The organism is Micromonospora sp. WMMD1128 (assembly GCF_027497235.1).
Lineage (GTDB): Bacteria > Actinomycetota > Actinomycetes > Mycobacteriales > Micromonosporaceae > Micromonospora.
Map to the genome: position 1 here is coordinate 4822936 of NZ_CP114902.1, position 25685 is coordinate 4848620.

Below are 25685 nucleotides of genomic sequence, written 5' to 3' on the forward strand. Positions count from 1 at the left end.
CGCGGAACGACGCCGGCCGGCGTCAGCCACGCGCCCGCGCCCAGGCCAGGAAGCGGTGGTGCAGATCCGGCACGTGGCCCGGATTCAGCCGGGCGAGGTGTTCCGCCGCCTCGGCCATCAGGGTGCCCAGGTGGAGCAGCAGCGCCGTGCGGTCGTCCCGGTACTCGACGAGCAGCGCCAGCCGCGCCGGCTGGCAGGGCCACTCCGCGGCGCAGTTGCGGCACCGCCACAGCGACGAGGTACTGAACTCCGGTGGACTCCTGGTGGCCCTGCTCAAGATGGCCGAACGGGACGGTCTGCCGTCATGGCTCAGGCCGTGGCTGGAAGCCGAGCGCAACGCGCGACAGTTGCGGTGCTTCCATCCGACGCTCATCCCGGCGCTGTTGCAAACGGAGAACTACGCCCGAGCGGTGATCCGTTGCGACGATCTGCTGAGCGAAGCCGAGGTGGAGCGCCGAGTGACGGCCCGGATGGATCGACAGGACGTCCTGCGGCAGGAGAATCCGCCCCAACTCGTGGTCGTGTTCGACGAAGGAGTGCTGCACCGAGCTTCCGGGGCCTGCTGACGCAGCAGATCGAGCACCTGGTGGCGTGCGCGGAGCGGCCCCACGTCAGCATCCACGTGCTCCCACTGCACGTCGGTCTGCACATCGGGTTGTCCGGTCCGTTCACCCTGGCCCGAGGCGGGGAGGGCGGCTGGGTCGCCAGCATGGAGTGTCAGCTCACCACGAGCGTGATCGACGGCGATGCAGAGGTGGCTACTCTTCTGTCGAGGTGGGAGATGATCCGGAGCGAAGCGTTGTCCCGCCGGCAGTCGCTCGAACTCCTGAAAGAGGTAGTCACGTCATGGACCTGAGCGACGCGACCTGGCGTAAGGCGACCCGCAGCGGCAACACCGACTGCGTGGAGGTCGCCGACAATCTGCCGGGCGTGGTGCTGGTGCGTGACTCCAAGGATCGCGAGGCCGGCACCCTCCACGTCTCCCCAGCCTCGTGGCGCGCGTTCGTCGGCGTGGCCGGGCACCTGGGCCCCGCCACCTGACCCACTGACCCGCTGGTCGCCGGCCCACTGGCCCACTGGCCCACTGGCCCACTGATCCACACCATTTCGCCGAAGTGGCGTCCGCCGCCACACGGGTGGAACACCACGGGTGTCTCAGGCCCGTTTCACACCCATAACGTTCCACCCACCGCCGCGCAGCCCACCGACTGGAACGCCAAAGTGTCTCAACCCCGCTCCGCCACCATGACCTACCACCGCTCCGGCGGATCGGGCGTGTGATCAAGGAGTTTGCGTCATCGCGGAATTCGAATGTCGACGCAAACTCCTTGATCACGCCCGGGAGGGCACCCCCGAGGACCGCCCAAGGGCCGGGCTGGGGCGTGATCATGAAGTTAGCGTCCCTTTGAAGATGGCGGGGTCAAGGGGTGAGTGCAATCGTTAGGGTGCGATGAGTTGTGCGAGGCGTTGGGCTGGTGTGTTCCAGTTCAGGGTTTCGCGGGGTCGGGTGTTGAGTTCGTGGGCGATGTCGTCGAGCCCGTTCTGGTCGATGGTGCGGAAGTCGTAGCTGCTTTTGGGGAAGTACTGGCGGAGGAGGCCGTTGGTGTTCTCGTTGGTGCCGCGTTGCCAGGGGCTGTGGGGGTCGCAGAAGTAGACCGGGCAGCCGGTGGCGATGGTGAAGTGCGGGTGGGTGGCCATTTCGGTGCCCTGGTCCCAGGTCAGGGAGCGGCGTAGGTGCGCGGGCATGCGGGTGGCCAGGTCGGTGAGGACGCCGATGACGGCTTCGCTGTCGCGGCCCTGGGGCAGGGCGCCGAGCATCACGTAGCGGGTGGCTCGTTCCACCAGGGTCACGATCGCTGAGGCGCCGGCCTTGCCGATGACCAGGTCACCTTCCCAGTGCCCGGGCACTGCCCGGTCGGTGGCCTCGGCCGGCCGGTTGCTGATGTGCAGGTCCCCGATCCAGGGCCGCCGGCTGCGGGCGGCGCCCGCGGCACGCGACTGCCGGCGCCGCTGGGTGCGTCCCGACCGTAGCGCCACCTGCCGGGTCAACTCGGCTCGCAGGCCGCCCCGCGACTGCACGTAGATCGCCTGGTAGATCGTCTCGTGGGACACCTGCAACTCCGGCCGGTCGGCGAACGTGGCCCGCAACCACGCGGCGATCTGTTTCGGAGACCACCTCCGGGCCAGTTTCCCCGCCACCACCCGCCGCAGCCGCGTACCCACCGCAAGCTTGCCCTGCTGCGGCCGACGCCTGGCCGCGTCAGCCCGCCGCTGCGCCCACTGCGCCTGATACCCCCACCGATACGGGCGACGAGCCCGCCCAGGCGGCAACGACCGCCCGAGCGGATTCTTCGTCCCGTGCCGCGCACTGTGGTGACGCGCCACCTCCCGCGACACCGTGCACACCGGCACCCCGAGCAGCCCCGCGATCTGCGAGATCGTCCTCCCCGAACCCCACAGATGCTCCAACACCTGCCGATGCCCGAACGTCAACACACCCGGCCTCGCCACCAGCACCTCCAGCCCAACCAAGATCAGTTGCACTGAAGCTTAGAAACTGCCGATCCACAACCGCCGTCAACTTCATGATCGACGCGGAGGACCTAGCGCGGAGGACCTAACGCGGAGGACCTAACGCGGAGGACCGGTCAGGAGGGTGGGGTGGGGGTCTGCTCCTCGACCGTGCGGCGGGGGCCGGTGAACCACTTGCGGGCCGAGGCGTACCACCAGATCGCCACGCCGAGCAGCACGCCGCCGATCGCCAGCGGCGCATAGTTGACCGCCGTCCAACTGAAGTCGGCGTTGCCGGGCACGCCGGCCGGGACGATCGGCAGCACGAAGTAGACCGCGATGATCGCGATCTCCACCACCGCGATCCAGCCGAGCAGCCGGTAGCGGCGGCCGAGCGTCCACGGGCCCGGGACGAACCGGTCGCCCATCCGCAGCCGCAGGAAGATCGGGATGATGAAGGACAGGTAGAGCCCGATCACCGCCACCGACACCACCGCGTAGAACGCGACCGGGATGCCACCGCGCTGGTAGAGCGCGGGCAGCGTGAGCAGCAGCCCGGCCAGCGTGGCGCCGATGATGGCGTTGACCGGCGTACCGTTGCGGTTGACCTTGGACCAGAGTCGCCAGCCGGGCACCGCCCGGTCCCGACTGAACGCGTACGCCATCCGCGACATCGAGGTCACGCAGCTCATCCCGCAGAAGAACTGCCCGATGGTGGAGATGATGATGACCGTCTTGAAGAAGAACGGGGTCAGCGCCGTGGAGAAGATCGCCCCGGAGAAGCCGCCGGCCTCGTTGATCGCGTCCACGTCGGTGGCGGCGAAGAGGAACGCGAGCAGCAGGATCCAGCCGCCCACGGCGGAATAGAAGATCGACCGCCACAGCCCCTGCGCGGCGGCCTTGGACGCGCCCCGGGTCTCCTCGGAGACGTGCGCGCAGGCGTCGAAGCCGGTGATCGTGTACTGCGTCAGCAGGAAGCCCAGCGGCAGCACGTAGAACCAGAACGTCAGCCCGCCGGTGTCACCGTCGCCGAAGCCGGAGTTGTTGAACCGCTCGGTGAACACGAAACGGAAACTCTGGTGGTCGTCCGGGACCAGGACCAGGATCAGCACCACCACGGCCGCGCCGGCCACGTGCCACCAGACCGAGACGTTCTGGAGTACGTCGATGACGTGGTGCCCGTAGATGTTGATCAGGCCGTGCAGGGCGAGGATCACCACGAACAGCCCGAACGTCTGGTGCCCGGTGCCGGCCCAGCCGTCGAAGAGCGCCGACAACGTCAGGTTGAGGAACGTGGCGCAGCCGTAGTCGACCGACGCGGTCACCGCGACCAACCCGATCAGGTTGAGCCACCCGGTGAACCAGCCGTGCACCGGCCGCCCCATCGTCGCCGCCCACCAGTAGATCCCGCCGGCGGTCGGGTAGGCGGACACCAACTCGGCCAGGCAGAACCCGATGATCAGGATGAACATCGAGATCAGCGGCCAGCCCCAGGACACGGCGACCGGGCCGCCGTTGTTCCACGCCTGGCCGAACGTGGTGAAGCAGCCGGCCAGGATCGAGATGATGGAGAACGAGATGGCGAAGTTGGAGAAGCCGCTCCACTTGCGGCGCAGCTCCTGCCGGTAGCCGAGTTCGGCGAGTCGTCGGGCGTCGTCGTCCATCGGCTGTTCGGCGGTCGGCGCGGGCGTCGTGGCCACTGCACACCTCCTCGAGGGTGGGTCCCCGTACGAGTGCTCGCAGTTTGCGCCCAGCCGATCAAGACGGTCAATACCGCCCGGGTTAAATGCGTTGTCGGGCCGGGCGGTCGGGGGCATCCTTGGAGGCGTGACCAGGCCCGACCCGACGGGCCGGCACCGGGCGCTCGGCAACGCCCGGTCCGCGGCGACGCGCGGCGTCCACCTCTCTCTCACTGATGTACGGCGTTCCGCCGTACCCCCGGACGCCCGCGTCGCCGCACCCTCAGGCCGGGCCGGCCCGCCGGCACCCACCCGAGCGCCGGCACCGCAGCCGTGCCGAGCGCGAGCGCCGGCCGGTCTGTGGCCTCCCCACCGGGGGGAGCCGGGCGCGCGGGGTGCCTCAGGCGAACAGCAGCCCCGCCACCCAGAGCGCGGCGACGACCACGCCGGCCATGAACTCGACGAGCATGGACAGCCCGGCCGCCTTGAGCGCCTGCACGGTCGCCGGCCAGGCCAGCCGGTTGCTGCCCAGTCGCAGCAGCTCCGCGCCCCAGATCCCGGCGACGAAGCCGATCGGCAGCCCGATCACCGGGATGACGAAGAAGCCGATCACGCCGAGCAGCGCGCCGGCCAGCAGCGACCGGGTGGGCACGCCGGTCCGTTTGAGGTTTCGGCCCGGCCAGAGGTACTTGACCACGGTGCCACCGGCGGCGACCACGGTGGCGGCGGCGAGCACCGCCCAGCGGCCCGGACCGGCGTCGCCGAACAACGCCCAGACCAGTACCCCGCCCCAGCACAGCGGCAGCGCGGGCAGGCCGGGCACCACCACTCCGGCCAGCCCGGCCAGGATCGCCAGCGCGGCGACCAGTGACACCACCGCCTGCGAATCGCTCAAACTCACGTGTTCTCTCTTTCCCCTGGGGGGTGCTGCGCAACCGAGGTGTTAAGCGGGGGCCCCTCCTATACCGGAGGCGTTAAGCGGGGGCCCCTCCTTAACCCGCAAGGCGGGTGCGGATGTCGTCGGCGAGCATCGGGGCGCCGAACAGGAGGCCCTGGCCGGTGTCGCAGCGCAACGCCCGCAGCCGCTCCGCCTGCGCCTCGGTCTCCACCGCCTCGGCCGTCACCGACAACTCCAGCGCGTGCGCCAACCGGACCAGCGCGTCGACGATCCGCTCGTCGCGGTGGTCGGCGACCGCGTCCGCGCCGTCGTCCCGAATCCCCTCGACGAACGGGCCGGCCAGCTTCACACAGTGGATCGGCAGTCGGCGCAGGTACGCCAGGTTCGAGTAGCCGGTGCCGAAGTCGTCGATGGCCAGCCGCAGCCCGAGGTCGGCGAGTTGGTGCAGGGCGCGCAGCGGCTCGCCCGCGCTGCCCATCACCGCGCTCTCGGTCAACTCCAACTGGAGCAGCTCGGCCGGGAGCCCGGTGTGCTGCAACGCCTCGGCCACCGTCTCCACGATGGCCGGGTCGTCGGCCTGTCGGGCGGCCAGGTTGACGCTCACCACGGGTGTGGTGTCCGGATAGGACCGCCGCCACGACTCGGTGTCCCGGCACGCCTGGCGCAGCACCCAGGCGCCCAGCCGGACGATCAGGCCGGTCTCCTCGGCCAGCCCGATGAACCGGTCCGGCCCGAGCAGCCCCAGCTCCGGGTGCTGCCAGCGGACCAACGCCTCCACCGCCACCATGGTGCCGTCGAGCAACGACACGATCGGCTGGTAGTGCAGCACGAACTCGCCCCGGTCCAGGGCGGCCGGCAGGTTGGCGGCCAACGCGGACCGGGCGATGTCGGCGGCGCTACGCTCCGGGTCGTACACCGCCCACCGGCCCCGGCCCTCCGCCTTGGCCCAGTAGAGGGTGGTGTCGGCGGCCTTCATCAGCTCGCCGGCGTTGGTCTCCGCCGCCGGGCAGTCCACGATGCCGATGCTTGCCGAGACGGCGAGCTGCTGGTCGGCGACCTGCACCGGGGCGGAGACCGCGGCCAAAGCCAGCTCGGCCACCTCCACCGCGTCGTCGAGGCCGCCGCCGGAGTCGACGAGGATGACGAACTCGTCGCCGCCCATCCGGGCGACCAGGTGACCGCGCCCGGACACGCAGTCCCGCAACCGCCGGGCGACCACCTGGAGCAGCCGGTCGCCCAGGTCGTGGCCGAGGCTGTCGTTGACCGCCTTGAACCCGTCCAGGTCGATGAAGCAGAGCCCGACGCGCTGTTCCGGCCCGGCCGCGTCGAAGACGTCGCCGAGCTTCTCGAAGAACAGCGTCCGGTTGGGCAGGCCGGTGAGCGGGTCGTGCAGCGCCTGGAAACGCAGCCGCTGCTGGAGCTCGTACCGCTCGGTGATGTCCTCGATCATGGCGACGGTGAACCGGGGGCGGCCGTCGTCGTACCGGATCAGCGAGACGGCCAGGTCGGTCCAGACCACGCTGCCGTCCTTGCGGTAGTAGCGCTTCTCCACCCGGGCGCTGTCCCGCTTGCCCTCGATCAGCTCCTGGTAGAGCTCCCACATGCCGGCCGCGTCGTCGGCGTAGGCGAGCGCGGACACGTTCATCCGCCGCATCTCCGCGACGGTGTAGCCGAGCATGTCCGCGAAGGCCTGGTTGACCTCGATGATCTGCCCGTCCACGCCGGCGATGCCGATGCCGATGGCGGCGCCGGTGAAGACCGCCCGGAAGCGCGCCTCGCTGTCCCGCAGCGCCTGCTCGACGGTGTCCCGGGCCTGCCAGGCCGAACGGGCGATCCGCTCCTGCTGGCTGAACACCCGGTCGCGCAGCGCCCGGGCGAACCCGGCGGCGAACGCGCCCTGCAACGCCGCGATCCGCTCCCGCAGCTCGGGCACGTCCTCCCGGGCCGGCAGCGCCCAGGGCAGCAGCCGGTCACCGAGTGCCTGCACCGACCAGTCGAGCACGCCGGGCTCGGTGAGGTGCGCCTCCACCAGGGCACGCCCCACCTCCTGGGCCGGTCGGGCGGAGAAGGTGGGTGCGAGCAGCGCGCCGGCCAAGCGCTCGGTGAGCGACACCAGCAGGCGCTCGGTCTCGGCCGCGCTCATCGGCACGAAGCCGATCCGCCGCACCGCCCGGGCCCACTCGGCGGCGTACGCGGCGGCGCCGGGCCGGCTGAAGTCACCCCCGTCAGGCTCCGGGGCGCGCACGTCGGCTCACCCGGCGGCGCGGTCGTGCCGGGCGACGCCGCCGAACGCCCCGAACCGCTCCGGGTGCTCGTCGACGTCGGACGGCGAGTCGGGCCGCCACAGCGGCATGTGCACCACCCCCGGTTCGAGGATCGTCCAGTCGCCGAAGAAGCCGGTGACCTCGGCCCGCGAACGCAGGGTGATCTCGGTGGCGGTCCGCGCCGACAGCCGCTGCGCGTCGAGCATCTCCTGCGGCTGGTCCTCGAAGGTGGAGTGGGAGATGACCAGGTAGCTGCCCTCGGCGGCGACGGACCGCAGGGTGGCCAGGACATCCGCCGGCCGGTCGGCGTCCGGGACGAAGTGCACCACCCCGGCGAGCAGGATGCCCACCGGCCGGTCGAAGTCGATCAATCCGCTGGCCCGCGCCTGGTCCAGGATCAGCTTCGGCTCGCGCAGGTCGGCCAGGATCGCGGTGGCCCGCTCGTTGCCGGCCAGCAACTCGCGGCTGTGCGCCACCGCCACCGGGTCGATGTCGACGTAGACGATCCGGGCCTGCGGGTTCGCGGCCTGGGCGACCTCGTGCACGTTGCCGACGGTGGGGATGCCCGAGCCGATGTCGAGGAACTGGTCGATGCCGGCGTCGAGCAGCACCCGGACGGCCCGGCGCAGGAACTCCCGCCCGGCGCGCATGGTGGCCGCCAGGTTCGGGGTCATCGACGCGATCTGCTCGGCCAACTGCCGGTCGATCTCGAAGTTGTGCGCACCGCCGAGGAAGTAGTCGTAGACCCGGGCGGCGCTCGGCCGGGTCAGGTCGATCTCGGCGGGAAGTCCGTCCGGCGTCTGCATCGCTCGGTCCCCCAGGTCGTCGCCGCCGTGAGGCGGATCATGTGGTCCAGCCCACTCTATGCGCGCCGGACCGGGTACGGGAGATCCACTTGCGGCGATGTCACAGGCCGACCGTCAGGCGGCCGACTCCAGCAGCAGCGAGATGCCCTGTCCCACGCCGACGCACATGGTCGCGAGCGCCCGTCGCCCGCCCCGGCGGCGCAGCTCAAGCGCGGCGGTCAACGCCAGCCGGGCGCCGCTGGCGCCGAGCGGGTGGCCCAGCGCGATCGCCCCGCCGTTCGGGTTGACGTGCTCGGCGTCCTCCGGCAGGCCCAGCTCCCGCAGCACCGCCACGGACTGCGCGGCGAACGCCTCGTTCAGCTCGACCACGTCGACGTCGGCGAGCGTGAGGTCGTGCCGGTCGAGCAGCTTCCGGGTCGCCGGCACCGGCCCGATCCCCATGATCCGTGGCGGTACGCCCACTGCCGCCGCGCCGCGTACCCGGGCCAGCGGGGTGAGGCCGTAGCGGTCGACGGCGGCCCCGGAGGCGACCAGGAGCGCGACCGCGCCGTCGTTGACCCCGGAAGAGTTGCCGGCGGTCACCGTCCCGCCGTCGCGGAACGGGGTGGGCAGCGCGGCCAGCTTCGCGAGCGTCGTCTCCCGGGGATGCTCGTCGACCTCGACGAGCTTCGTCTCCCGCTTGCCGGCCGGCACGGTGACGCCGACGATCTCCTCGGCCAGCCGGCCGTCGGCCTGCGCCTTCGCGGTCCGCTGCTGCGAGCGGTACGCGTAGCCGTCCTGCGCCGCCCGGTCCACGCCGAACTCGGCGGCCACGTTCTCCGCCGTCTCCGGCATCGAGTCGATGCCCCAACCGCGCTTCATCAGCGGGTTCACCAGCCGCCAGCCGATCGTGGTGTCGTAGACCTCGGCGGTGCGGGCGAACGCCGTGGTCGCCTTCGGCATGACGAACGGCGCGCGGCTCATGCTCTCCACGCCGCCGGCCACCACCAGGTCGGCGTCGCCGGCCACGATCGCGCGGGCGGCGGAGGCGAGCGCGTCCAGGCCGGACCCGCAGAGCCGGTTGACGGTGCTGCCCGGCACCTCCTCCGGCAGCCCGCCCAGCAGGGCCGCCATCCGGGCCACGTTGCGGTTGTCCTCGCCGGCCTGGTTGGCGCAGCCGAGGATCACGTCGTCGGTGCGGGCCCAGTCGACCGACGGGTGTCGCGTCACCAGCTCGCGGACGACGTGCGCGGCCAGGTCGTCGGGGCGGACCCCGGCGAGGGCGCCGGCGTACCTGCCGAACGGGGTGCGGACTCCGGCAACGAGGTAGGCCACGGTCATCGCGGGCACGTCCTTCGGGGGTGGGAAGGGGTCGGTCGGCGGTCGCCCACCGGGTCACGCCGGGCGCCACGGCGCCAGGATATCCGCGCCCGGAGCGGCCAGGGGCGTCAGGATATCCGCGCCCGGAGCGGATAGGTTGGCGGCATGGTCGGGGCCCAGTTCAGCGCAGAGACAAGCGGCGGCGGTTCGTTCGTCCGCCAGCCCAACCGCTTCACCGGGCGGGTCACCCCGCACTCCACCTCGCCGGCGGGCGGCGGGCCGGACGAGCAGGGCCGCTGGCCGTTGGAGGCGGGCCGCTACCGGCTGATCTGGTGCCGGGCCTGCCCGTGGGCGCACCGGGCGCGGATCGTGCGCGGCCTGCTCGGCCTGGACGAGGTGATCTCGCTGGGCACGGTGGACCCGATCCGGGACGAGCGGGGCTGGCGGTTCGCGCTCGACCCGGACGGCTTCGACCCGGTGCTGGGCGTCGGCTTCCTCTCCGAGGCGTACCTGGCCACCGACCCGGACTACACCGGCCGGGTGACCGTGCCGGCGCTCGTCGACACGCTCACCGGGCGGGTGGTCACCAACGACTACCCGCAGCTCACGCTCGACCTCTCCACCGAGTGGCGGCGGTTCCACGCCCCGGACGCGCCGGACCTCTACCCGGTGGCGCTGCGCCCGGAGATGGACGCGCTGATGGCGGAGATCCACACCGACGTCAACAACGGCGTCTACCGGTGCGGCTTCGCCACCTCCCAGGAGGCGTACGACGAGGCGTACACCGCGCTCTTCGCCCGGCTGGACGCGTTGTCGGAGCGCCTCGCCGGGCGGCGCTACCTGATGGGGGACACGATCACCGAGGCGGACGTGCGCCTGTTCACCACGCTTGTCCGCTTCGACGTGGCCTACCACGGCCACTTCAAGTGCAACCGGCAGAAGCTGACCGAGATGCCGGTGCTCTGGGCGTACGCCCGGGACCTGTTCCAGACCCCGGGCTTCGGCGAGACGGTGGACTTCGACCACATCAAGCGGCACTACTACGCCACCCACGACATGATCAACCCGACCCGGATCGTGCCGCTCGGTCCGGACCTGGCCGGTTGGACCACGCCGCACGGGCGTGACTGACCGGGCCGCGCGCCGGGCCGCCGCCCTCGGCGCGGCCGGCTGCGTGGTCGCCGGGGCGCTCGCGGTGACGGTCGCCGTCGTCGCCGGTCCGGGTCCGGGCCCGACCGGGTACGTCAGCGAGGCCGGGGTCACCGATAGCGGGTACGCCGGGGCGTACCGGATCGGGATCTTCACGCTGGCGGCGGCGCTGCTGCTGCTCGCCGGGGCGCTGCCCCCGGCGGCGCGCACGGCGTCCGTGCTGCTCGGCGCCGGCGCGGTCGCCACGGCGCTCTCCGGCACGGTGACGTGCAGCGCCGGCTGCCCGCTACCACCGTTCGAGGCCGCCACGGTGGCCGACCTGGTGCACGGCGGGGCGAGCATCGCGGCGACCGCCGCCGTGGTGTTCGCGATGCTGGCGCTGGTGTGCCGCCCCGCGGTGGGCGTGGCGCTGCGGCGGGTCGCCGCGATCGGCGCGGCGCTGGCGTTGCCGCTGTCCGGCGCGGTCGGGCTGGCCATGCTGCTCGTCGGCCGGGGCGCGCTCGTGGGTGTGCTGGAGCGCGTGCTGCTCACCGCAACCGCCGCGTGGGCGCTGGCCACCGCCGTGGTGCTGGTAAGGCGGGGGCCCCGCTTAACGCCTGGGCGATAGGCGGGGGCCCCGCTTAACAGACGGGTGTTAAAAGGGGCCCCCGCCTTACCAGCGGGGTGTAAGGGGTGTCACGGGGAACGGTCCTTCCGGTGTGGGGGCGGCGGGAGTAGCGTGTGCCGGCGATGACCAATGTCTGGTGCCTCACCGAGCGCCTGTACGTCGACCTTCGACGGCAGGCAAGTGGCGTCTGTCCGGCATAGCTCCGCCCCGACGCCCACTTCCCTCTCCAGACCTTGGACCCGTCCTCATGGCTTCCGCCCTGCGCAAATTTCCCTTCTCCGTGCAGATTCTGCTCGGCCTCGTACTCGGCGTGGCGCTCGGTTTCCTCGCCCGCGCCAACGACCTCGCCTGGCTGACCAGCACCCTCGACACCGTCGGCGGCCTCTTCGTCCAGCTCCTGAAGCTGGCTGTGCCGCCGCTTGTCTTCACCGCCATCGTGGTGAGCGTGGTCAGCCTGCGTGGCGTGGCCAACGCCGCCCGGCTGGCGCTCAAGACGCTGCTCTGGTTCGGCATCACCGCGCTGACCGCGGTGACCATCGGCATCGGCCTCGGCCTGCTCACCGACCCCGGTCGCGGCGTCAACCTGGACCCGGCCGGCGCCAACGCGCCGAAGACCACCGGCTCCTGGATCGACTTCCTCACCGGCATCGTGCCCACCAACCCGATCGGCGCGTTCGTCGAGGGCAACGTCCTGCAGATCGTCTTCCTCGCCCTCGTCGTGGGCGCCGCCGCGCTGCTCGTCGGCGAGCCCGCCGAACCGTTCGTGCAGCTCAACCGCGCGGTACTGACGATCGTGCAGAAGGCGCTGTGGTGGGTGATCCGGCTCGCCCCGATCGGCACCCTGGGCCTGATCGGCAACGCCGTCGCCTCGTACGGCTGGGATCTGCTGGCCCCGCTCGCCAAGTTCACCACCGCCGTCTACGTGGGCTGCGCCCTGGTGATGTTCGTGGTCTACCCGGTGCTGCTGGTGGCCGCCGGCCGGCTCAACCCGCTGCGTTTCTTCGCCGGCGCCTGGCCCGCCATCGAGCTGGCGTTCGTGTCCCGCTCCTCGGTCGGCACCATGCCGGTGACCCAGCGTTCGGTCGAGCGCCTCGGCGTCCCCCGGGAGTACGCCTCCTTCGCGGTGCCGTTCGGCGCCACCACGAAGATGGACGGCTGCGCCGCGATCTACCCGGCGCTCGCCGCGATCTTCGTGGCGCAGGTGTTCGGCGTGCACCTGGGGGTGACCGACTACCTGCTGATCGCGTTCGTCTCCGTGGTCGGCTCGGCCGCCACCGCCGGCCTGACCGGCGCGATCGTGATGCTCACGCTGACCCTGAGCACGCTGGGCCTGCCGCTGGCCGGCGCCGGCCTGCTGCTGGCGATCGACCCGATCCTGGACATGATGCGTACCGCCACGAACGTGACCGGACAGGCCGTGGTGCCGACCATCGTGGCCGCCCGGGAGGGCACACTCGACCGGGCCGCGTACGACTCGGCCGGCAAGCGCGACCTGATCGAACCGGTCGAGCACGAGCGGCTCGCCCCCGTACCCGCCTGACAGTGAGGATCCGATGAGCGCCCTGTTCACCCCGCTCGCCCTGCGCGGCGTCACCCTGCCCAACCGGATCGCGCTGGCACCGATGTGCCAGTACAGTGCCGGGCCCGACGGGCTGCCCACCGACTGGCACCGCGTACACCTCGGCTCCCGGGCCGTGGGCGGGGCCGGGCTGGTGCTCAGCGAGGCGACCGCGGTGGTGCCCGAGGGGCGGATCAGCCCGCAGGACGTCGGGCTCTGGTCCGGCGCGCACGTCGACGCCTGGCGGCCGGTCACCGCGTTCGTCGCCGGTCAGGGCGCGGTCCCGGCCGTGCAGCTCGCGCACGCCGGGTTCAAGGCGTCGACGTACCGGCCGTGGGCGGAGCGGCGCGGTGGCGTGCCGGACGCCGACGGCGGGTGGACACCTGTCGGCCCGGGCGGCGACCCGTTCGTGCCCGACTACCGCACCCCGGTCGCGCTCGACGAGGCCGGCATCGCCGCGGTGGTGGACGCGTTCGCCACCGCCGCCGCGCGGGCGCTCGACGCCGGCTTCGCCGCGGTGGAGATCCACGCGGCACACGGCTACCTGCTGCACGAGTTCCTGTCCCAGCTCACCAACCGACGCGCGGACGGTTACGGCGGGGACCGGGCCGGCCGGATGCGGCTCACCCTGGAGGTGGCCCGGGCGGTCCGCGCCGCGGTCGGCGAGGCGGTGCCGGTGCTGACCCGGATCTCCGCGACCGACTGGACGGACGGCGGCTGGACGGTGGAGGACAGCGTGGTGCTCGCCGGTGAGTTGGCGGCGGCCGGCGTGGACCTGGTCGACGCCTCCTCCGGCGGCGCGGCTGCCCGGGCGACCATCCCGGTCGGCCCCGGCTACCAGGTGCCGTTGGCCGCCCGGATCCGCCGCGACGCGGGCGTGCCGACCGGCGCGGTGGGCCTGATCGTGGAGCCCGAGCAGGCCGAGCAGATCGTCGCCGGCGGCGAGGCGGACCTGGTGCTGCTGGGCCGCGAGCTGCTCCGCGACCCGTACTGGCCGCGCCGCGCCGCCGCGAAGCTCGGCGCCACCCCCGCCTGGCCCGACCCGTACGCCCGGGCGTTCTGACCCGCCCCGCCCGGCGCTTCGGGGATCATGAAGTTGGCGGCCTGCGCCGCCCGTTTTGTCTCCGCCAACTTCATGATCACGGAGACGCCGAGTGGATGTCAGCCGGCCAGGTGGTTCCAGCGCGGCTCCAGGTCGGACCAGGTGCCCTGGTCGGCGACCACGCCGTCGACGAGCACCACCACGTGGTCCGCGCGGACCAGCGCGGCCCGCTTCGCGGTCGAGCCCACCACCGTCACCCCGTGCTCGCGCAGCGCCGACCACAACGCCAGCTCCGTGGTGACGTCCAGCGCCGAGGACACGTCGTCGGCGACGAGCAGTTCGGTACGCGGGGCGAGCGCCCGGGCCAGCGCCAGCCGCTGGAGCTGGCCACCGGAGAGCCGGGTGCCCTTGTGCCCGATGAGCAGCCCCAGCCCGCCCCCGGCGGCGGCCAGGTCGTGGTCGAGCTGGGCGGTGGTGACCGCGCCGGCGGCGTCCACCGGGTGGCCGAGCGCGATGTTCTCCGCCACCGTGCCGGAGAGCACCCGGGGTAGCTGGCCGACGTAGCCGACCTGGTTCGGGCGCAGGAACATCTCCGGCTCGGTGACCGGCTCGCCGTTCCACCGCAGCGCGCCGACGTGGTGCACGATGCCGGCGAGCGCGCGCAGCAGCGACGACTTGCCGGCGCCGACCGGCCCGACCACGAGCACCAGCTGCCCGCGCTCGACCACCAGGTCGACGTCGCGGACGGCGAGCGTGCCGTCGGAGTGCAGCGCGCCGAAGCCGGCCAGTTCCAGCCGGCGCAGTGGGTGCCGGGGCGGCGGCTCGGGCGCCGGGGCGGTGCCGGCGGCCAGGTCGAGCCCGGGCACCGGCGCCGAGTAGGTGCTCATCCCGGTCATCGACACGGTCCGCCGGGTCCACACCCGCGCCGACGGGTACTGCGAGACGAGCGCCGCGGTGGTCCACGCGAACCAGCGGGCCGCGCCGAGGGTGGAGACCGCGACCAGGGTGGCGCCGGCGGAGAGCCCGCCGGTCAGGTAGAGCGCCCACGCCCCGATCGGCAGCAGTCCGCTCGCGATCGACGGGGTGGACCGGGCCCACACCTGCATGGCGATCTCCCGCCGCTGCCGCTCGCTGCGCACCACGTCCAGCCCGTGCAGGTGGTCCAGCACCGGACGGGTGGCGCCGGCCAGCTTCACGGTGCGGGCGGCGGAGAGCGCCGAGACCAGCGCGGTGGCGAACGCGGCGCGCGCCTTCACCGTGCCGGCGGCGGTGCGCTCCAGGCGGGGCCCGAACAGCGTCGCCGCGAGGCCGGAGACCACCATCGTGCCGACGAAGAACAACGCCGGTACGAAGCTGCCCGTCACGAGCGTCATGGTGAGCACGATGGCGAGCGAGATGAACTGGTCCATCAGGTTGTCGGCGAGTTGCACCACGCGGTCGGTGTCGCCGCCCTGCGCCACCACCTCGGCCGGGGTGTGCCCGCTGACCCGGCGCGCGCCGGTCTGCCCGTGCACCAGGCGGGCGCTGATCCGCAGCATCTGCCGGATCCACCAGTGCGGGAACCACACGTTCGTCAGATAGGGCAGCGGGAGCACCACGAGCAGCGCGGCGGCGATGCCCAGCGCCGGCAGCCACGGGTCGCCCCCGCCGACCAGGTCGGCCCAGAGCCAGGGCAGCACCGCCCCGTCCAGCCCGAGCAGCGTCATCACGACGAACAGGGCGACCGCCGCCAGGCCGTACCGGGGATCGTTGAAGCCCAGCCGGAGGATCTCCCGCATGGTCCGGGCGGGCGGCGTGGGTGGTCCCGGCGGCGGTTCGGCGCGCGGCACCGCGACGCGGCGCGGCGCGGCAGCCGGCTCGACCGGCTCGACCGGCTCGTCGGCCCAGCCGGGCGCGTCGAGCAGTTCCACGCCGCCGCTCCGCGCGCCGGTCCCCGCGTACGCCCCGGCGTGGCTGGTGGCGAGCAGTTCGGCGAAGTGGGTGGACTCGCGCAGCGGGCCGGCCTCCCGCACCGCGCCGTCGGCCATCACCACCACCTCGTCGCAGCGGCGCACCGAGGAGAGCCGGTGCGCGATGACGATGCCGATCCGGTCGGTGAGCAGCCGCTCGGTGGCGCGCCGGACCCGGTTCTCGGTGACCGGGTCGAGCCGCGCGGTGGCCTCGTCGAGGATCACCACGTGCGGGTCCCGGACCAGGATCCGGGCGAACGCGACAAGTTGCTCCTGCCCGGCGGAGAGCGTGTGGCCGCCGTCGCCGAGCCGGGTGTGCACGCCGTCGGGCAGCTCGGCGATCCACCGGGCGAGACCCAGCTCGGCCAACGCCCGCTCGGCCGCGTCGAGCAGCTCCGGGTCGAACAGCGCGACGTTCTCGGCGAGCGTGCCGGCGAGGATCTCGGTGCGCTGCGGCACCACGGCGATCCACCGGCGCAGCTCCTCGACGTCCAGGTCGACGAGGTCCGTGTCGCCCAGGAAGACGGTGCGGGGCGGCACGTCCACCGCCCGGGTGAGCACCTTCGCGAGCGTCGACTTGCCCGACCCGGTGCGCCCGACGAGCGCGTAGGAACGGCCACGGGCGAAGTGGAGTCGCACGTCGCGCAGCGCCGGGCCGCGTTCGTCCCCGGTGGCCGGGTAGCGGAAGGTGAGCCCGCGCACGGTCAGGTCGCCGGCGGCGGGGGCGACCCCGCCGACCGGTTCCTGCCGCGCGCCGGCGAGCAGTTGCACCCGGGCCCACGCGCCGAACGCCTGTTGCAGGTGCGGCACCCAGCGGGCGATGTGCTCGACGGTCGCGCCGAACGCGATCGCGAGCAACCAGACGGCGGTCAGCCGGGCGGCGTCCACCCGGCCGGTCGCCAGCGCCCACGCGCCGGCCAGGACCACGCCGGCGATGCCGACCCGGACGCCGCCGCTGGCGAGCGCGGTGACCCGGCCGGAGAGCCGGAACACCCGGTCCCCGCGGGCGATCACCGCCGCCGCCCGGCGGGCGTAGAGACGCAGCACGTACGGCCGGGCGAGGCTGGTACGCACGTCGTCCTGGCCGTGCACCGCCTCCTCCATCACGGCCGCGAGGTCGGACCAGGCTTCCTCCTCGGCCATCCGGGCCGGGGCGATCCGGGCGGTGGGCCGGCGTAGCACGGCCGCGAGCAGCGTGGTGAGCAGCACCATCCCGACGCCGGCCGGCCACCAGACGACGAGCGCGCTGACCGTCGCGAGCACACAGACGGCGATGCCCTGCGCCAGCCGTACGCCGGTGTTCCGCATCTCGGCGGCGACCTGATAGACGTCGTTGTCGATCCGGTCGAGCAGCTCGCCCACCGGGGTGGTCTCCAGGGCGGGCAGGTCCTGGCCGAGCGCGACCCGGCAGAGCCGGCGGCGTACGTCGGCGGACCAGTCGGCGGTCAGCCGGGCCATGATCAGCCCGATCAGCAGGTCGGTGACGACGGCGGCGACGAGCGCCACGGCGAGCACGACGAACCAGCCGGACGAGCGGTGCACGAGCACCGGCCCGGCCAGCGCGGAGGCGGCGGCCTGGCCACCGGCGCCCACCACGATCAGCAGCAGGACGGCCGCCATCCGCCGGGGTGCGGTGGTCCAGAGGTCACGGAGCAGGCGCATGTAACAGTCCTCCGGACTCGGATCGGTGGGGGCGGTGCCTCCAGCCTCACCGTCCGGCCGCGCCGGCTCAACCGAATTACCCGCCGACGGGCCCGGGGCGAACGCGAGCAGCACCGGCCCGGCCGGTTCGACGCCTCAGAACAGCACGGTGGCGAGCGTGCCGACCGGGCGGAAGCCGCAGCGCTCGTAGACCCGGCGGGCGGGCAGGTTGAAGTCGTTGACGTAGAGGCTGACCGTGGGCGCGACCCGGGCCAGCGCGTCGGTGACCACCGCGGCCATGGCCGCCGCCGCGAGGCCCCGGCCCCGCCACTCGGGCGCCACCCAGACGCCCTGCACCTGGGCGGTGCGCCGGGTCACCACGGCCAGCTCCGCCTTGAAGACCACCCGGCCGTCGACGAACCGCGCGTAGGCCCGGCCGGCGCGCACCAGCTCGGTCACCCGCCGCCGGTAGCCGCGACCGCCGTCGTCGGCCAGCGGCGAGACCCCGACCTCCTCGGTGTACATCGCCACCGCCGCCGGGAAGAGCCGGTCGACCTCACTGCCACGGACCCGACGCACCTGCGGGTCGGGCGCCACCGGCGGCGGGGCGTCCGTGGCCAGCAGCGGCTGGTTCGGGCGTACGTCCCGAGCCGGCCCCCAGTGATCGGAGAGGCGGTCCCAGAGCCCGAGCACCGCGTCGGCGCGGCCCACGATCGAGGAACAGAGCCGCTCCTCGGCGCTCAACTGTTCGGCGAACGCGGCCACCGCCGACTCCGAGGCGAGCACCGGGGTCAGGTTGCCGCCCAGCCAGCAGATCGACTCCAGGTGGCGTCGGGCGCCGTAGCCGAGGATCCGCGCCTCGGCCCGCCACCAGGCCAGGCCGCGCGCCGCCACCCGCTCGGCGACCTGCGCGCCGGCGTACGGGTCGAGGTCGAGCAGCCGCTCGACCGAGCGGCGCTCGGACTCCCCCAGTTGGCGTACCGGCATCGTGAGCACGGTTACCAGCCTGCCAGACGCACCCGGTGGCGCGGGGGCCGACCGGACACCCGGACGATTCGGCCCGCCGTCTTGTCGCCGATGCGTTGCCGATATATCGTTGATGCATCAGCGACACTCCAACAGAAGGAGAGCCCGATGGGTTTCCACCGACGGATGCACGCCATGCACGACGAGATGCGCCGCCACGGCGGTTTCGGCTTCCCGCCCGTACCCCCGCCGCCGCCGTTCCCGCCCGGTCCGCACGGGCACGGACGTGGCCGGGGTGGTCGCGGGCGCGGCCGGCGACCGAACGTCCGCGGCGCGGTGCTGGCCCTGCTCACCGAGCGGGCGATGCACGGCTACGAAATGATCCAGGAGATCGACTCCCGCACCGGCGGGGCCTGGCGGCCCAGCCCCGGCTCGATCTACCCCACCCTGCAACTGCTGGAGGACGAGGGCGTCATCGCGACCGCCCCCGACTCCGACGGCGGGCGCAAGCGGTTCGCCCTCACCGACCAGGGGCAGGCCGAGGCGGCCGAGGCGGCGCAGGCCCCGCCCTGGGGCGAGTTCGCCGAGCAGACGGTCAACAGTTGGCACGACATCCGGGACGCCGGGGCGCAGGCGATGAACGCGCTACGGCAGGTGATGACGACCGGCACCGACGACCAGCGCGCCCGCGCCGCCCAGGTGCTCGACGAGACCCGGCGCAAGCTCTACGCCATCCTCGCCGAATCCGAGTGACCCCGGCGGGTACGGGAAAGGGCGGCCCCCAGCCGGGGGCCGCCCTTCCCACGTCGGACTCAGTGCACGGTGACCGTGGCGCCGGGCACCAGGTCGCGCAGCTCCTCGGGGATCTCGGCACCCATCTCGTCGGCGATCCGCAGCGCCTCCTCGATGAGCGTCTCCACGATCTGCCCCTCGGGCACGGTCTTGACGACCTGGCCCTTGACGAAGATCTGGCCCTTGCCGTTGCCGGACGCGACACCCAGGTCGGCCTCGCGGGCCTCGCCCGGACCGTTCACCACGCAGCCCATGACCGCGACGCGCAACGGCACCGGCAGCCCCTCCAGGCCGGCGGTGACCTCCTCGGCCAGCTTGTAGACGTCGACCTGGGCCCGCCCGCAGGACGGGCAGGAGACGATCTCCAGGCCGCGCTCGCGCAGGCCCAGCGACTCCAGGATCGCGTTGCCGACCTTGATCTCCTCCACCGGCGGGGCGGAGAGCGAGACGCGGATCGTGTCGCCGATCCCCTCGGCGAGCAGCGCGCCGAACGCCACCGCCGACTTGATGGTGCCCTGGAACGCCGGGCCAGCCTCGGTGACGCCCAGGTGCAGCGGGTAGTCGCACTGCTCGGCGAGCTGCCGGTAGGCGCGGATCATCACCACCGGGTCGTTGTGCTTGACCGAGATCTTGATGTCCCGGAAGCCGTGCTCCTCGAACAGCGAGCACTCCCAGAGCGCCGACTCGACGAGCGCCTCGGCGGTGGCCCGGCCGTACTTGGCCAGGAGGCGCTTGTCCAGCGAGCCGGCGTTCACGCCGATCCGGATCGGCACGCCCGCGTCGCCGGCCGCCCGGGCGATCTCCCGGACCTTGTCGTCGAACTGCCGGATGTTGCCCGGGTTGACCCGCACCGCGGCGCAGCCGGCGTCGATCGCGGCGAAGACGTACTTGGGCTGGAAGTGGATGTCGGCGATCACCGGGATCTGTGACTTCTTCGCGATCGCGGGCAGCGCCTCGACGTCGTCCTGCGACGGCACGGCGACCCGGACGATCTGGCAGCCGGACGCGGTCAGCTCGGCGATCTGCTGAAGCGTGGCGTTGACGTCGGCGGTGAGGGTGGTGGTCATGGACTGCACCGAGACCGGTGCGCCGCCACCGACCGGCACCGAGCCGACCATGATCTGGCGGCTGGCCCGGCGCGGGGCCAGCGGCGGCGGCGGTACGGGGGGCATACCGAGACTGACAGCGGTCACTTCAGGCACTCACCTTGAGAAGAGCGTGATCGGGTTGACCACGTCCGCGGTGACGGTGAGCAGCGTGAACACGCCACCGACCAGAATCACCGCGTACGTGAGGGGCATGAGCTTGAGATAGTCGACGCGGCCCGGGTCGGTGCGGCCGATCCGGGCGTACAGCCAGGACCGGACGCGCTCGAACCAGGCGATGGCGATGTGACCGCCGTCCAGCGGGAGCAGCGGCAGCAGGTTGAACACGCCGATGAAGAAGTTCAGCGACACGAAGAGCATGAAGAACACCAGCCAGGCGTTGTTCTCCACGGCCTCGCCGCCGAGCCGGCTGGCGCCGACCACGCTGATCGGGGTGTCCATGTCCCGCTCGCCGCCGGTGATCGCGTTCCACAGCGCCGGCACCTTCTGCGGGATGCGCTGCATGGCGTGCGCCGTCTGCACCGCCATGTTGCCGGTGAAGTCGGCGGTGGCGCCGAACGCGGCGACCGGGCCGTATTCGACCCGGGTCGGGGTGCTGGGCTGGAGGAGCACGCCGAGCGCGGAGACCGCCGAGGCCGTGCCCTTCGGGTCGTCGAGCGGCGCGCGCTGCACCGAGGCCAGGTCGACGGTGGCGGTGCCCTGGGTGCCGTCGCGCAGGTAGGTGACGGTGGCCGTGCCGGGCGTGGTGGCGCGGACCACGTCGAGCATGTCGCCCCAGGTCGAGATCGGGCGGCCGTTGACCGAGGTGACCCGGTCGCCGTCGGCGAGCTGGGCCTTGCTGGCCGGGCTGGCCGGGTCGCCGGCCTGGCAGGCGCGGTTGACGTTTTCCACCACCACGCAGGGGGCGAGCGCGATCACCGCCGGTTCGGCCCGGAGCTGCTCCTCGTTGGTGGGGAACTTCGGGTTGGGCAGGCCGGCGGTCACCGCGATGAACCAGAGCGCGATGAGCGCGATGGCGAAGTGCATCGCGGAACCGGCGGACATCACGATCGTCCGCTTCCACACCGGGTAGCGCCACATGGCGCGCTTCTCGTCCCCCGGCTCGACGTCGTCGTCCTGCGGGGTCATACCGACGATCTTGCAGAAACCGCCGAGCGGGATGCCCTTGACGCCGTACTCCGTCTCGCCCCGCCGGAACGACCACAGCGTGGGGCCGAAGCCGACGAAGTAGCGGGTGACCTTCATCCCGAACGCCTTGGCGGTCACCATGTGACCCGCCTCGTGCAGGCTCACCGAGATGAGGATCGCCAGGGCGAACAGCACCACCCCGAGCAGATAGCTCATCGAGCTCCTTCCACCGACCCGACGATGATCTCCTGGGCGTGCGCCCGTGCCCACGACTCGGCGGTGAGCACGTCCTCGACGGTACCTGGTTCGTCGAAGTCGGGAGCGTCCTCCAGCACCCGCCGGAGGGTGTCGACGATGCCGAGGAACGGCAGCCGACCGGCGACGAACGCGGCCACGCACTCCTCGTTCGCCGCGTTGTAGATCGCCGGGCGGCAGCGCCCCGCCGCGCCGGCGGCCTTCGCCAGCGCCACCGCCGGGAAGGCGGTGTCGTCGAGCGGGGCGAACTCCCAGGTGTGCGCCGTGGTCCAGTCGACCGCGCCGGCCGCGTCGGGCACCCGGTCCGGCCAGCCGATACCGAGCGCGATGGGCAGCCGCATGTCCGGCGGGCTGGCCTGGGCGATGGTGGATCCGTCGACGAACTCGACCATCGAGTGGATCACCGACTGCGGATGGACGGTCACCTCGATGTCGGCGTACGGCACGTCGAACAGCTCGTGCGCCTCGATCACCTCAAGCGCCTTGTTGACCATCGTGGCGGAGTTGATGGTGACGACCGGGCCCATGTTCCAGGTCGGGTGCGCCAGCGCCTGTTCCGGTGTGACCTCGGTCAACTCCTCGCGCCGCCGGCCCCGGAAGGGGCCGCCGCTGGCGGTGACGATCAGCCGGCGGACCTCCGGTCGGCTGCCGGCGCGCAGGCACTGCGCCAGCGCCGAGTGCTCAGAATCAACAGGAACGATCTGCCCCGGTCGCGTCATCGCGGCCTTGACCAGCGGGCCGCCGGCCACCAGCGACTCCTTGTTGGCAAGCGCGAGGGTACGACCGGCGCGCAGCGCGGCGAGCGTCGGCGGCAGGCCCCGCGAGCCGACCACGCCGTTGAGCACCACGTCGCACGGCCACTGCGCCAGCTCGGTCATGGCGTCCGGCCCGGCCACGATCCTGGGCAGTTTGAAGTCGCCGGTGGCCCAGCCCCGCCGGCTCGCCTCGGCGTAGAACGCGAGCTGGAGGTCCTGCGCGGCGGAGGCCCGGGCCACCCCGACCGCGCCCACACCCAGCTCCAGCGCCTGCGCGGCGAGCAGCTCCACGTTGCCGCCGCCGGCGCCGAGCGCGACCACCCGGAACCGGTCCGGGTTGCGCCTGACGATGTCGATGGCCTGGGTGCCGATGGAGCCGGTCGAGCCGAGCAGCACGAGGTCTCGGGGAGTGGTCACGCGCCCATTGTTCCCCAGCGCGTCAGCCGACCCGCCCCGACCCTTGATCGACTCCACTTCGCCGAGGTGGCGCACTCCGAGCGCCTCCGACCCCGCCACCTCGCCGAACCGGTGTGAATCATGGTCACCCGGACCGCTCGGGCGCTTCCCGACGCCTCACCGCGCTTGGTCCGATGCCTCCTCACCCAGGAGATCGCCGGGATCGACCGTGAACTCGAACGGTTGCCGCATCACGAAGGCAGTGCCCGCCGCCGCGGCGGCCAGCGGTCGGTAATCGCCGTCAACGAGTTCGAACAGAGCGATTGTGGGCACGCGGTTCCGCAGGTCGACCCGGAGGAAGTACGGCACGCCGACGGCGGCATACTCCCGCGGCCGGTCGATCACGTCCTTACGCCGGTTACCCGGTGAAACGATCTCACCGAGCAGAACCGCGTGGCGGATGTCCATCGTCGTTCGTCCACCCCCGGGCACGTTGAGGATGACGATATCGGGAATGAAGAGATCCTTGCCCGACACGACGTTGCTCTCCAGATAGAGCCAGAGCTTGGCACGTCGGGCGGCCTGTTTCAGCAGGTAGGCCAAATCCAGTTCGGCGTCCTGGTGGTCATAGCCGGCATGTGGTGTCACGATCACGCTTCCGCTCAGGACCTCGACCTTCGGGCCGTTGGTCTCCGGTAGGAGATCGAGAGCGAGCTGCGCGGTCCACGGCTCGTCGTGCCAGCGGAGCACGTCGAACGACGGCTCGGCGGGCTGCGGTGCCGGCTCGGGCGCGAATGCGGCCTGGGCCATCGGGCTCACCCCCTCGGCAGGTAATCGTGCTATCGCCCACCCTAGCGGCGCTGCCCCGCTTCGCCCGGCTCGCACACGTTGTCCGTCGCGGCCAACCCCATGCCCACCCGGAGGGCGGGGAAGCGGCGGAGGAAGGCCGTCCAGGCGGCCGGGTGGAACCTGAGCAGCGGGCCGTGGCGGTCGGTGCTGTCCCGCACGCCCACGACGTGCGGCAGGTTGGTGGCCACCTCGACGCAGGTGGAGCCGCCGTTGTCGCTGCGGGTGGAGGTGCGCCAGAGCGCGCCGGTCAGGTCCATGACTTCGCCAACTCCCGGATCAGCTTCCGGGAGGCCCGCCGGGGCAACGCCTCCCCCCGCAGGCTCTCCCATCTGCGGCGAAGATTATCCACGTCGTCCGGCCGGTCGGTGACGTGCGCCCGAAGCGCATTGTCCAGGTGGGCCACCTCGCCGCCGTCCGGCGTGCGGGCCAAGATGAACGGACCGGCCAGGCCGGCATGCATGCCGGCGTCGGCGGGAACGACGTGCACGGTGACGTTCGGCTGCTCGGTCACCCGCAGCAGGTGCTCGAACTGCTCCACCATCACCGCCGGCTCCCCCACCGCCCGCCGCAGCACCGCCTCGTCGACCACCGCCACCACCTCCGGCGGCGACTCCCGGCCCAGCACCGCCTGCCGTTCCATCCGGGAGGTGAGCCGCTGCTACGCCGGGAGTACGCGCACGACCGCGCAGGCCTGGCGATCTATCTCTGCGTGCTGATGCACGACGCGATCGCCGACGCCCTGGGGCTGAGGTCGGGCGAGATCGACCAAGCCGAGTATTTCGCCCGGTTCATCGGCTGGACCCGACCGTGGCCGACGTGAGGCGCTCCAGGTGCCGCAACGGCAGGTGCGGCGGCTGCCACTCCAGGAACAGGGCGGTGGCGTCGTCTTCGAGCTCGTCCCGCTGGTGGGTGAGGACGGCGCGGACCAGCCGACGCATCGTCTCCGGGCTGGGCAGCTGGTCGTTGAGGGCACGCTCGACGAAGTCGACGAGCCGGTCCAGCCCGAACCGCTCCCCGTCGGCGCCGCGCGCGTCGGTGATGCCGTCGGTGTAAGCGAGGACCCGGTCGCCCGGGTGCAGCGCCTCCTCGTGCACCCGCGGACGGCGGTGCGCCGACAGGTTGCCCAGGCCGAGCGGCAGCGCGGTCGGACCCGGCAGCACCCGGACGGCCTTGCCGTCGCGCAGCAGCATGGCACCCGGGTGGCCGGCGTTGATGATCCGGAGCCTGCCGGTACGCCGGTCGAGCTCGCCGAGCAGCGCGGTCGCGAACGTGTGTGGGTGTTCGGCGCGCACCCACCTGTCGATGCTGACCGCCGTGTCGACCAGGTCGAGGCCGGTACGCCTGGCGTTGCGGTACGCGCTGACCACGAGCGAGGCCAACGCGCTCGCCTTGATGCCGTGCCCGCAGGTGTCGAAGAGCGCGACGCTCAGCACGTCACCGTTGAGCGCGTAGTCGAAGACGTCCCCGCCGACGTCGTAGCACGGTTCGAGGATGGCGGTGATCACCAGGTCGTCGGTCGCGAAGGTCAGCGGCGGCAGCAGTCCCCACACGACCTCGGCGGCGACCTGCATCGGGAGGCGGCGGCGGATCCGTTCCACGATGTCGCCGTAGTGCTGGCGGTTCACCAGGATCTGGGCGACGTTCACCGCCACCTCCCAGGACGGCCGGTCCAGCGCCGGGTCGCCGGCGCGCGGCGACACGATCTCCAGCACGCCCAGCCGTTCGCACCCGAGCAGCAGGGGCACCCAGAGCCGGTCCGGGTGGTCGGGAGCGCGCTGCACGCGAAGACTTGTGTACGCGCGACCGGCCAGGGTCGTCTCGATCGACAGCTCGCTCCGGGGCGATCCGGCGTCGGGCAGGGGCACGAGGGCGGACTGCGGGTAGTCGGCCAGGTAGATCACGATCTCGGTGGCGCCGACGGCTGGCGCGGCCTGGCTCACCAGGAACGACAGCTCGTCCGGCCCGCCCCGGGGCGCGTGGAGCTGCAGCCAACGCGCCACGTCGCCGCCGTCGACCACACCCACCTCCCCCTGTC

At 72.5% G+C, this 25685-nt stretch carries 23 protein-coding genes and 1 pseudogene; 8 read left to right on the top strand and 16 right to left on the bottom strand.

The window, feature by feature from the left end; all coding sequences use genetic code 11:
- Nucleotides 1-22: 22 nt before the first annotated feature.
- Nucleotides 23-277 (bottom strand): flavin reductase, encoded by a 255-nt coding sequence (locus O7602_RS21405; RefSeq protein WP_281584408.1) that lies wholly within the window; start codon nucleotides 275-277, stop codon nucleotides 23-25.
- Between O7602_RS21405 and O7602_RS31035 the strand changes: the two genes are divergently transcribed.
- The 3 genes from O7602_RS31035 to O7602_RS21415 are packed head-to-tail and all read left to right on the top strand — an operon-like array spanning nucleotide 264 to nucleotide 1041.
- Nucleotides 264-566, top strand: coding sequence for a DUF5753 domain-containing protein (locus tag O7602_RS31035; protein WP_348651292.1), 303 nt, complete (start codon nucleotides 264-266; stop codon nucleotides 564-566). The two genes, O7602_RS21405 and O7602_RS31035, sit on opposite strands and share 14 nt — an antisense overlap.
- A gap of 20 nt (nucleotides 567-586) precedes the next feature.
- Nucleotides 587-856 carry a Scr1 family TA system antitoxin-like transcriptional regulator gene (locus O7602_RS31040; protein WP_348651293.1) on the top strand — a complete coding sequence of 90 codons (270 nt, stop codon included), beginning with the start codon at nucleotides 587-589 and terminating at the stop codon, nucleotides 854-856.
- On the top strand, nucleotides 847-1041 hold the full coding sequence (locus O7602_RS21415; protein WP_281584409.1) for a DUF397 domain-containing protein: 195 nt from the start codon (nucleotides 847-849) through the stop codon (nucleotides 1039-1041). The genes O7602_RS31040 and O7602_RS21415 overlap by 10 nt, the downstream gene beginning before the upstream one ends.
- Before the next feature lie 399 nt (nucleotides 1042-1440).
- Here the strand turns inward: O7602_RS21415 and O7602_RS21420 are convergent, their stop codons facing one another.
- From O7602_RS21420 to pcaF, 6 genes are all read right to left on the bottom strand, one after another.
- On the bottom strand, nucleotides 1441-2544 hold the full coding sequence (locus O7602_RS21420) for an IS30 family transposase (RefSeq protein ID WP_281583749.1): 1104 nt from the start codon (nucleotides 2542-2544) through the stop codon (nucleotides 1441-1443).
- Nucleotides 2545-2648: 104 nt separating this feature from the next.
- Nucleotides 2649-4211 (bottom strand): amino acid permease, encoded by a 1563-nt coding sequence (locus O7602_RS21425; protein ID WP_281584410.1) that lies wholly within the window; start codon nucleotides 4209-4211, stop codon nucleotides 2649-2651.
- Nucleotides 4212-4590: 379 nt separating this feature from the next.
- On the bottom strand, nucleotides 4591-5091 hold the full coding sequence (locus O7602_RS21430; protein WP_281584411.1) for a DUF456 domain-containing protein: 501 nt from the start codon (nucleotides 5089-5091) through the stop codon (nucleotides 4591-4593).
- A 91-nt stretch (nucleotides 5092-5182) separates the two neighbouring features.
- The gene (locus O7602_RS21435; protein ID WP_281584412.1) at nucleotides 5183-7333 is read right to left on the bottom strand and encodes an EAL domain-containing protein; all 2151 of its coding nucleotides are present in this window, start codon (nucleotides 7331-7333) and stop codon (nucleotides 5183-5185) included.
- Nucleotides 7334-7339: 6 nt separating this feature from the next.
- Entirely contained in the window at nucleotides 7340-8158 is an 819-nt protein-coding gene (locus tag O7602_RS21440) for an SAM-dependent methyltransferase (protein WP_281584413.1), read from the bottom strand.
- 114 nt (nucleotides 8159-8272) lie between these two features.
- Nucleotides 8273-9478, bottom strand: a complete 1206-nt coding sequence (gene pcaF, locus O7602_RS21445) for a 3-oxoadipyl-CoA thiolase (RefSeq protein ID WP_281584414.1) — start codon at nucleotides 9476-9478, stop codon at nucleotides 8273-8275.
- 144 nt (nucleotides 9479-9622) lie between these two features.
- Between pcaF and O7602_RS21450 the strand changes: the two genes are divergently transcribed.
- The 4 genes from O7602_RS21450 to O7602_RS21465 all read left to right on the top strand — a co-directional run bounded on the left by O7602_RS21450 (nucleotide 9623) and on the right by O7602_RS21465 (nucleotide 13834).
- Nucleotides 9623-10588 (top strand): glutathione S-transferase C-terminal domain-containing protein, encoded by a 966-nt coding sequence (locus O7602_RS21450; RefSeq protein WP_281584415.1) that lies wholly within the window; start codon nucleotides 9623-9625, stop codon nucleotides 10586-10588.
- Nucleotides 10581-11213: a DUF998 domain-containing protein gene (locus O7602_RS21455; RefSeq protein ID WP_281584416.1), complete on the top strand. Its 633-nt coding sequence runs from the start codon at nucleotides 10581-10583 to the stop codon at nucleotides 11211-11213. Before O7602_RS21450 ends, O7602_RS21455 begins: the two co-directional genes overlap by 8 nt.
- Nucleotides 11214-11472: 259 nt before the next feature.
- Entirely contained in the window at nucleotides 11473-12753 is a 1281-nt protein-coding gene (locus O7602_RS21460; protein WP_281590450.1) for a dicarboxylate/amino acid:cation symporter, read from the top strand.
- Between the two features lie 13 nt (nucleotides 12754-12766).
- Nucleotides 12767-13834 (top strand): NADH:flavin oxidoreductase/NADH oxidase, encoded by a 1068-nt coding sequence (locus tag O7602_RS21465; protein ID WP_281584417.1) that lies wholly within the window; start codon nucleotides 12767-12769, stop codon nucleotides 13832-13834.
- Between the two features lie 98 nt (nucleotides 13835-13932).
- On the opposite strand, the gene O7602_RS21470 is transcribed toward O7602_RS21465, so the two are convergent.
- Together O7602_RS21470 and O7602_RS21475 are read right to left on the bottom strand one after the other, a co-directional pair.
- Nucleotides 13933-17424 (bottom strand): ABC transporter ATP-binding protein, encoded by a 3492-nt coding sequence (locus tag O7602_RS21470; protein WP_281584418.1) that lies wholly within the window; start codon nucleotides 17422-17424, stop codon nucleotides 13933-13935.
- 135 nt (nucleotides 17425-17559) lie between these two features.
- Entirely contained in the window at nucleotides 17560-18399 is an 840-nt protein-coding gene (locus O7602_RS21475; RefSeq protein ID WP_281584419.1) for a DUF4081 domain-containing GNAT family N-acetyltransferase, read from the bottom strand.
- A 138-nt stretch (nucleotides 18400-18537) separates the two neighbouring features.
- Between O7602_RS21475 and O7602_RS21480 the strand changes: the two genes are divergently transcribed.
- Nucleotides 18538-19122, top strand: a complete 585-nt coding sequence (locus O7602_RS21480) for a PadR family transcriptional regulator (RefSeq protein ID WP_281584420.1) — start codon at nucleotides 18538-18540, stop codon at nucleotides 19120-19122.
- Between the two features lie 59 nt (nucleotides 19123-19181).
- On the opposite strand, the gene ispG is transcribed toward O7602_RS21480, so the two are convergent.
- The 7 genes and pseudogenes from ispG to O7602_RS21515 all read right to left on the bottom strand — a co-directional run bounded on the left by ispG (nucleotide 19182) and on the right by O7602_RS21515 (nucleotide 25674).
- Nucleotides 19182-20354: a flavodoxin-dependent (E)-4-hydroxy-3-methylbut-2-enyl-diphosphate synthase gene (ispG, locus tag O7602_RS21485; RefSeq protein ID WP_281584421.1), complete on the bottom strand. Its 1173-nt coding sequence runs from the start codon at nucleotides 20352-20354 to the stop codon at nucleotides 19182-19184.
- A 9-nt stretch (nucleotides 20355-20363) separates the two neighbouring features.
- Nucleotides 20364-21611 carry a site-2 protease family protein gene (locus O7602_RS21490; RefSeq protein ID WP_281584422.1) on the bottom strand — a complete coding sequence of 416 codons (1248 nt, stop codon included), beginning with the start codon at nucleotides 21609-21611 and terminating at the stop codon, nucleotides 20364-20366.
- Nucleotides 21608-22822 (bottom strand): 1-deoxy-D-xylulose-5-phosphate reductoisomerase, encoded by a 1215-nt coding sequence (gene dxr, locus O7602_RS21495; RefSeq protein WP_281584423.1) that lies wholly within the window; start codon nucleotides 22820-22822, stop codon nucleotides 21608-21610. The genes O7602_RS21490 and dxr overlap by 4 nt, the downstream gene beginning before the upstream one ends.
- Nucleotides 22823-22978: 156 nt before the next feature.
- A complete protein-coding gene (locus O7602_RS21500) occupies nucleotides 22979-23611 on the bottom strand; it encodes a Uma2 family endonuclease (protein WP_281584424.1) in 633 nt (210 codons plus the stop codon).
- Nucleotides 23612-23727: 116 nt separating this feature from the next.
- A pseudogene (locus O7602_RS21505) lies at nucleotides 23728-23907 on the bottom strand (DUF397 domain-containing protein); the annotation flags it as partial.
- Nucleotides 23898-24290, bottom strand: a complete 393-nt coding sequence (locus tag O7602_RS21510; protein ID WP_281584425.1) for a DUF5753 domain-containing protein — start codon at nucleotides 24288-24290, stop codon at nucleotides 23898-23900. The pseudogene O7602_RS21505 and the gene O7602_RS21510, both read right to left, overlap by 10 nt.
- A 148-nt stretch (nucleotides 24291-24438) precedes the next feature.
- Nucleotides 24439-25674: a PP2C family protein-serine/threonine phosphatase gene (locus O7602_RS21515; RefSeq protein WP_281584426.1), complete on the bottom strand. Its 1236-nt coding sequence runs from the start codon at nucleotides 25672-25674 to the stop codon at nucleotides 24439-24441.
- Nucleotides 25675-25685 lie beyond the last annotated feature (11 nt).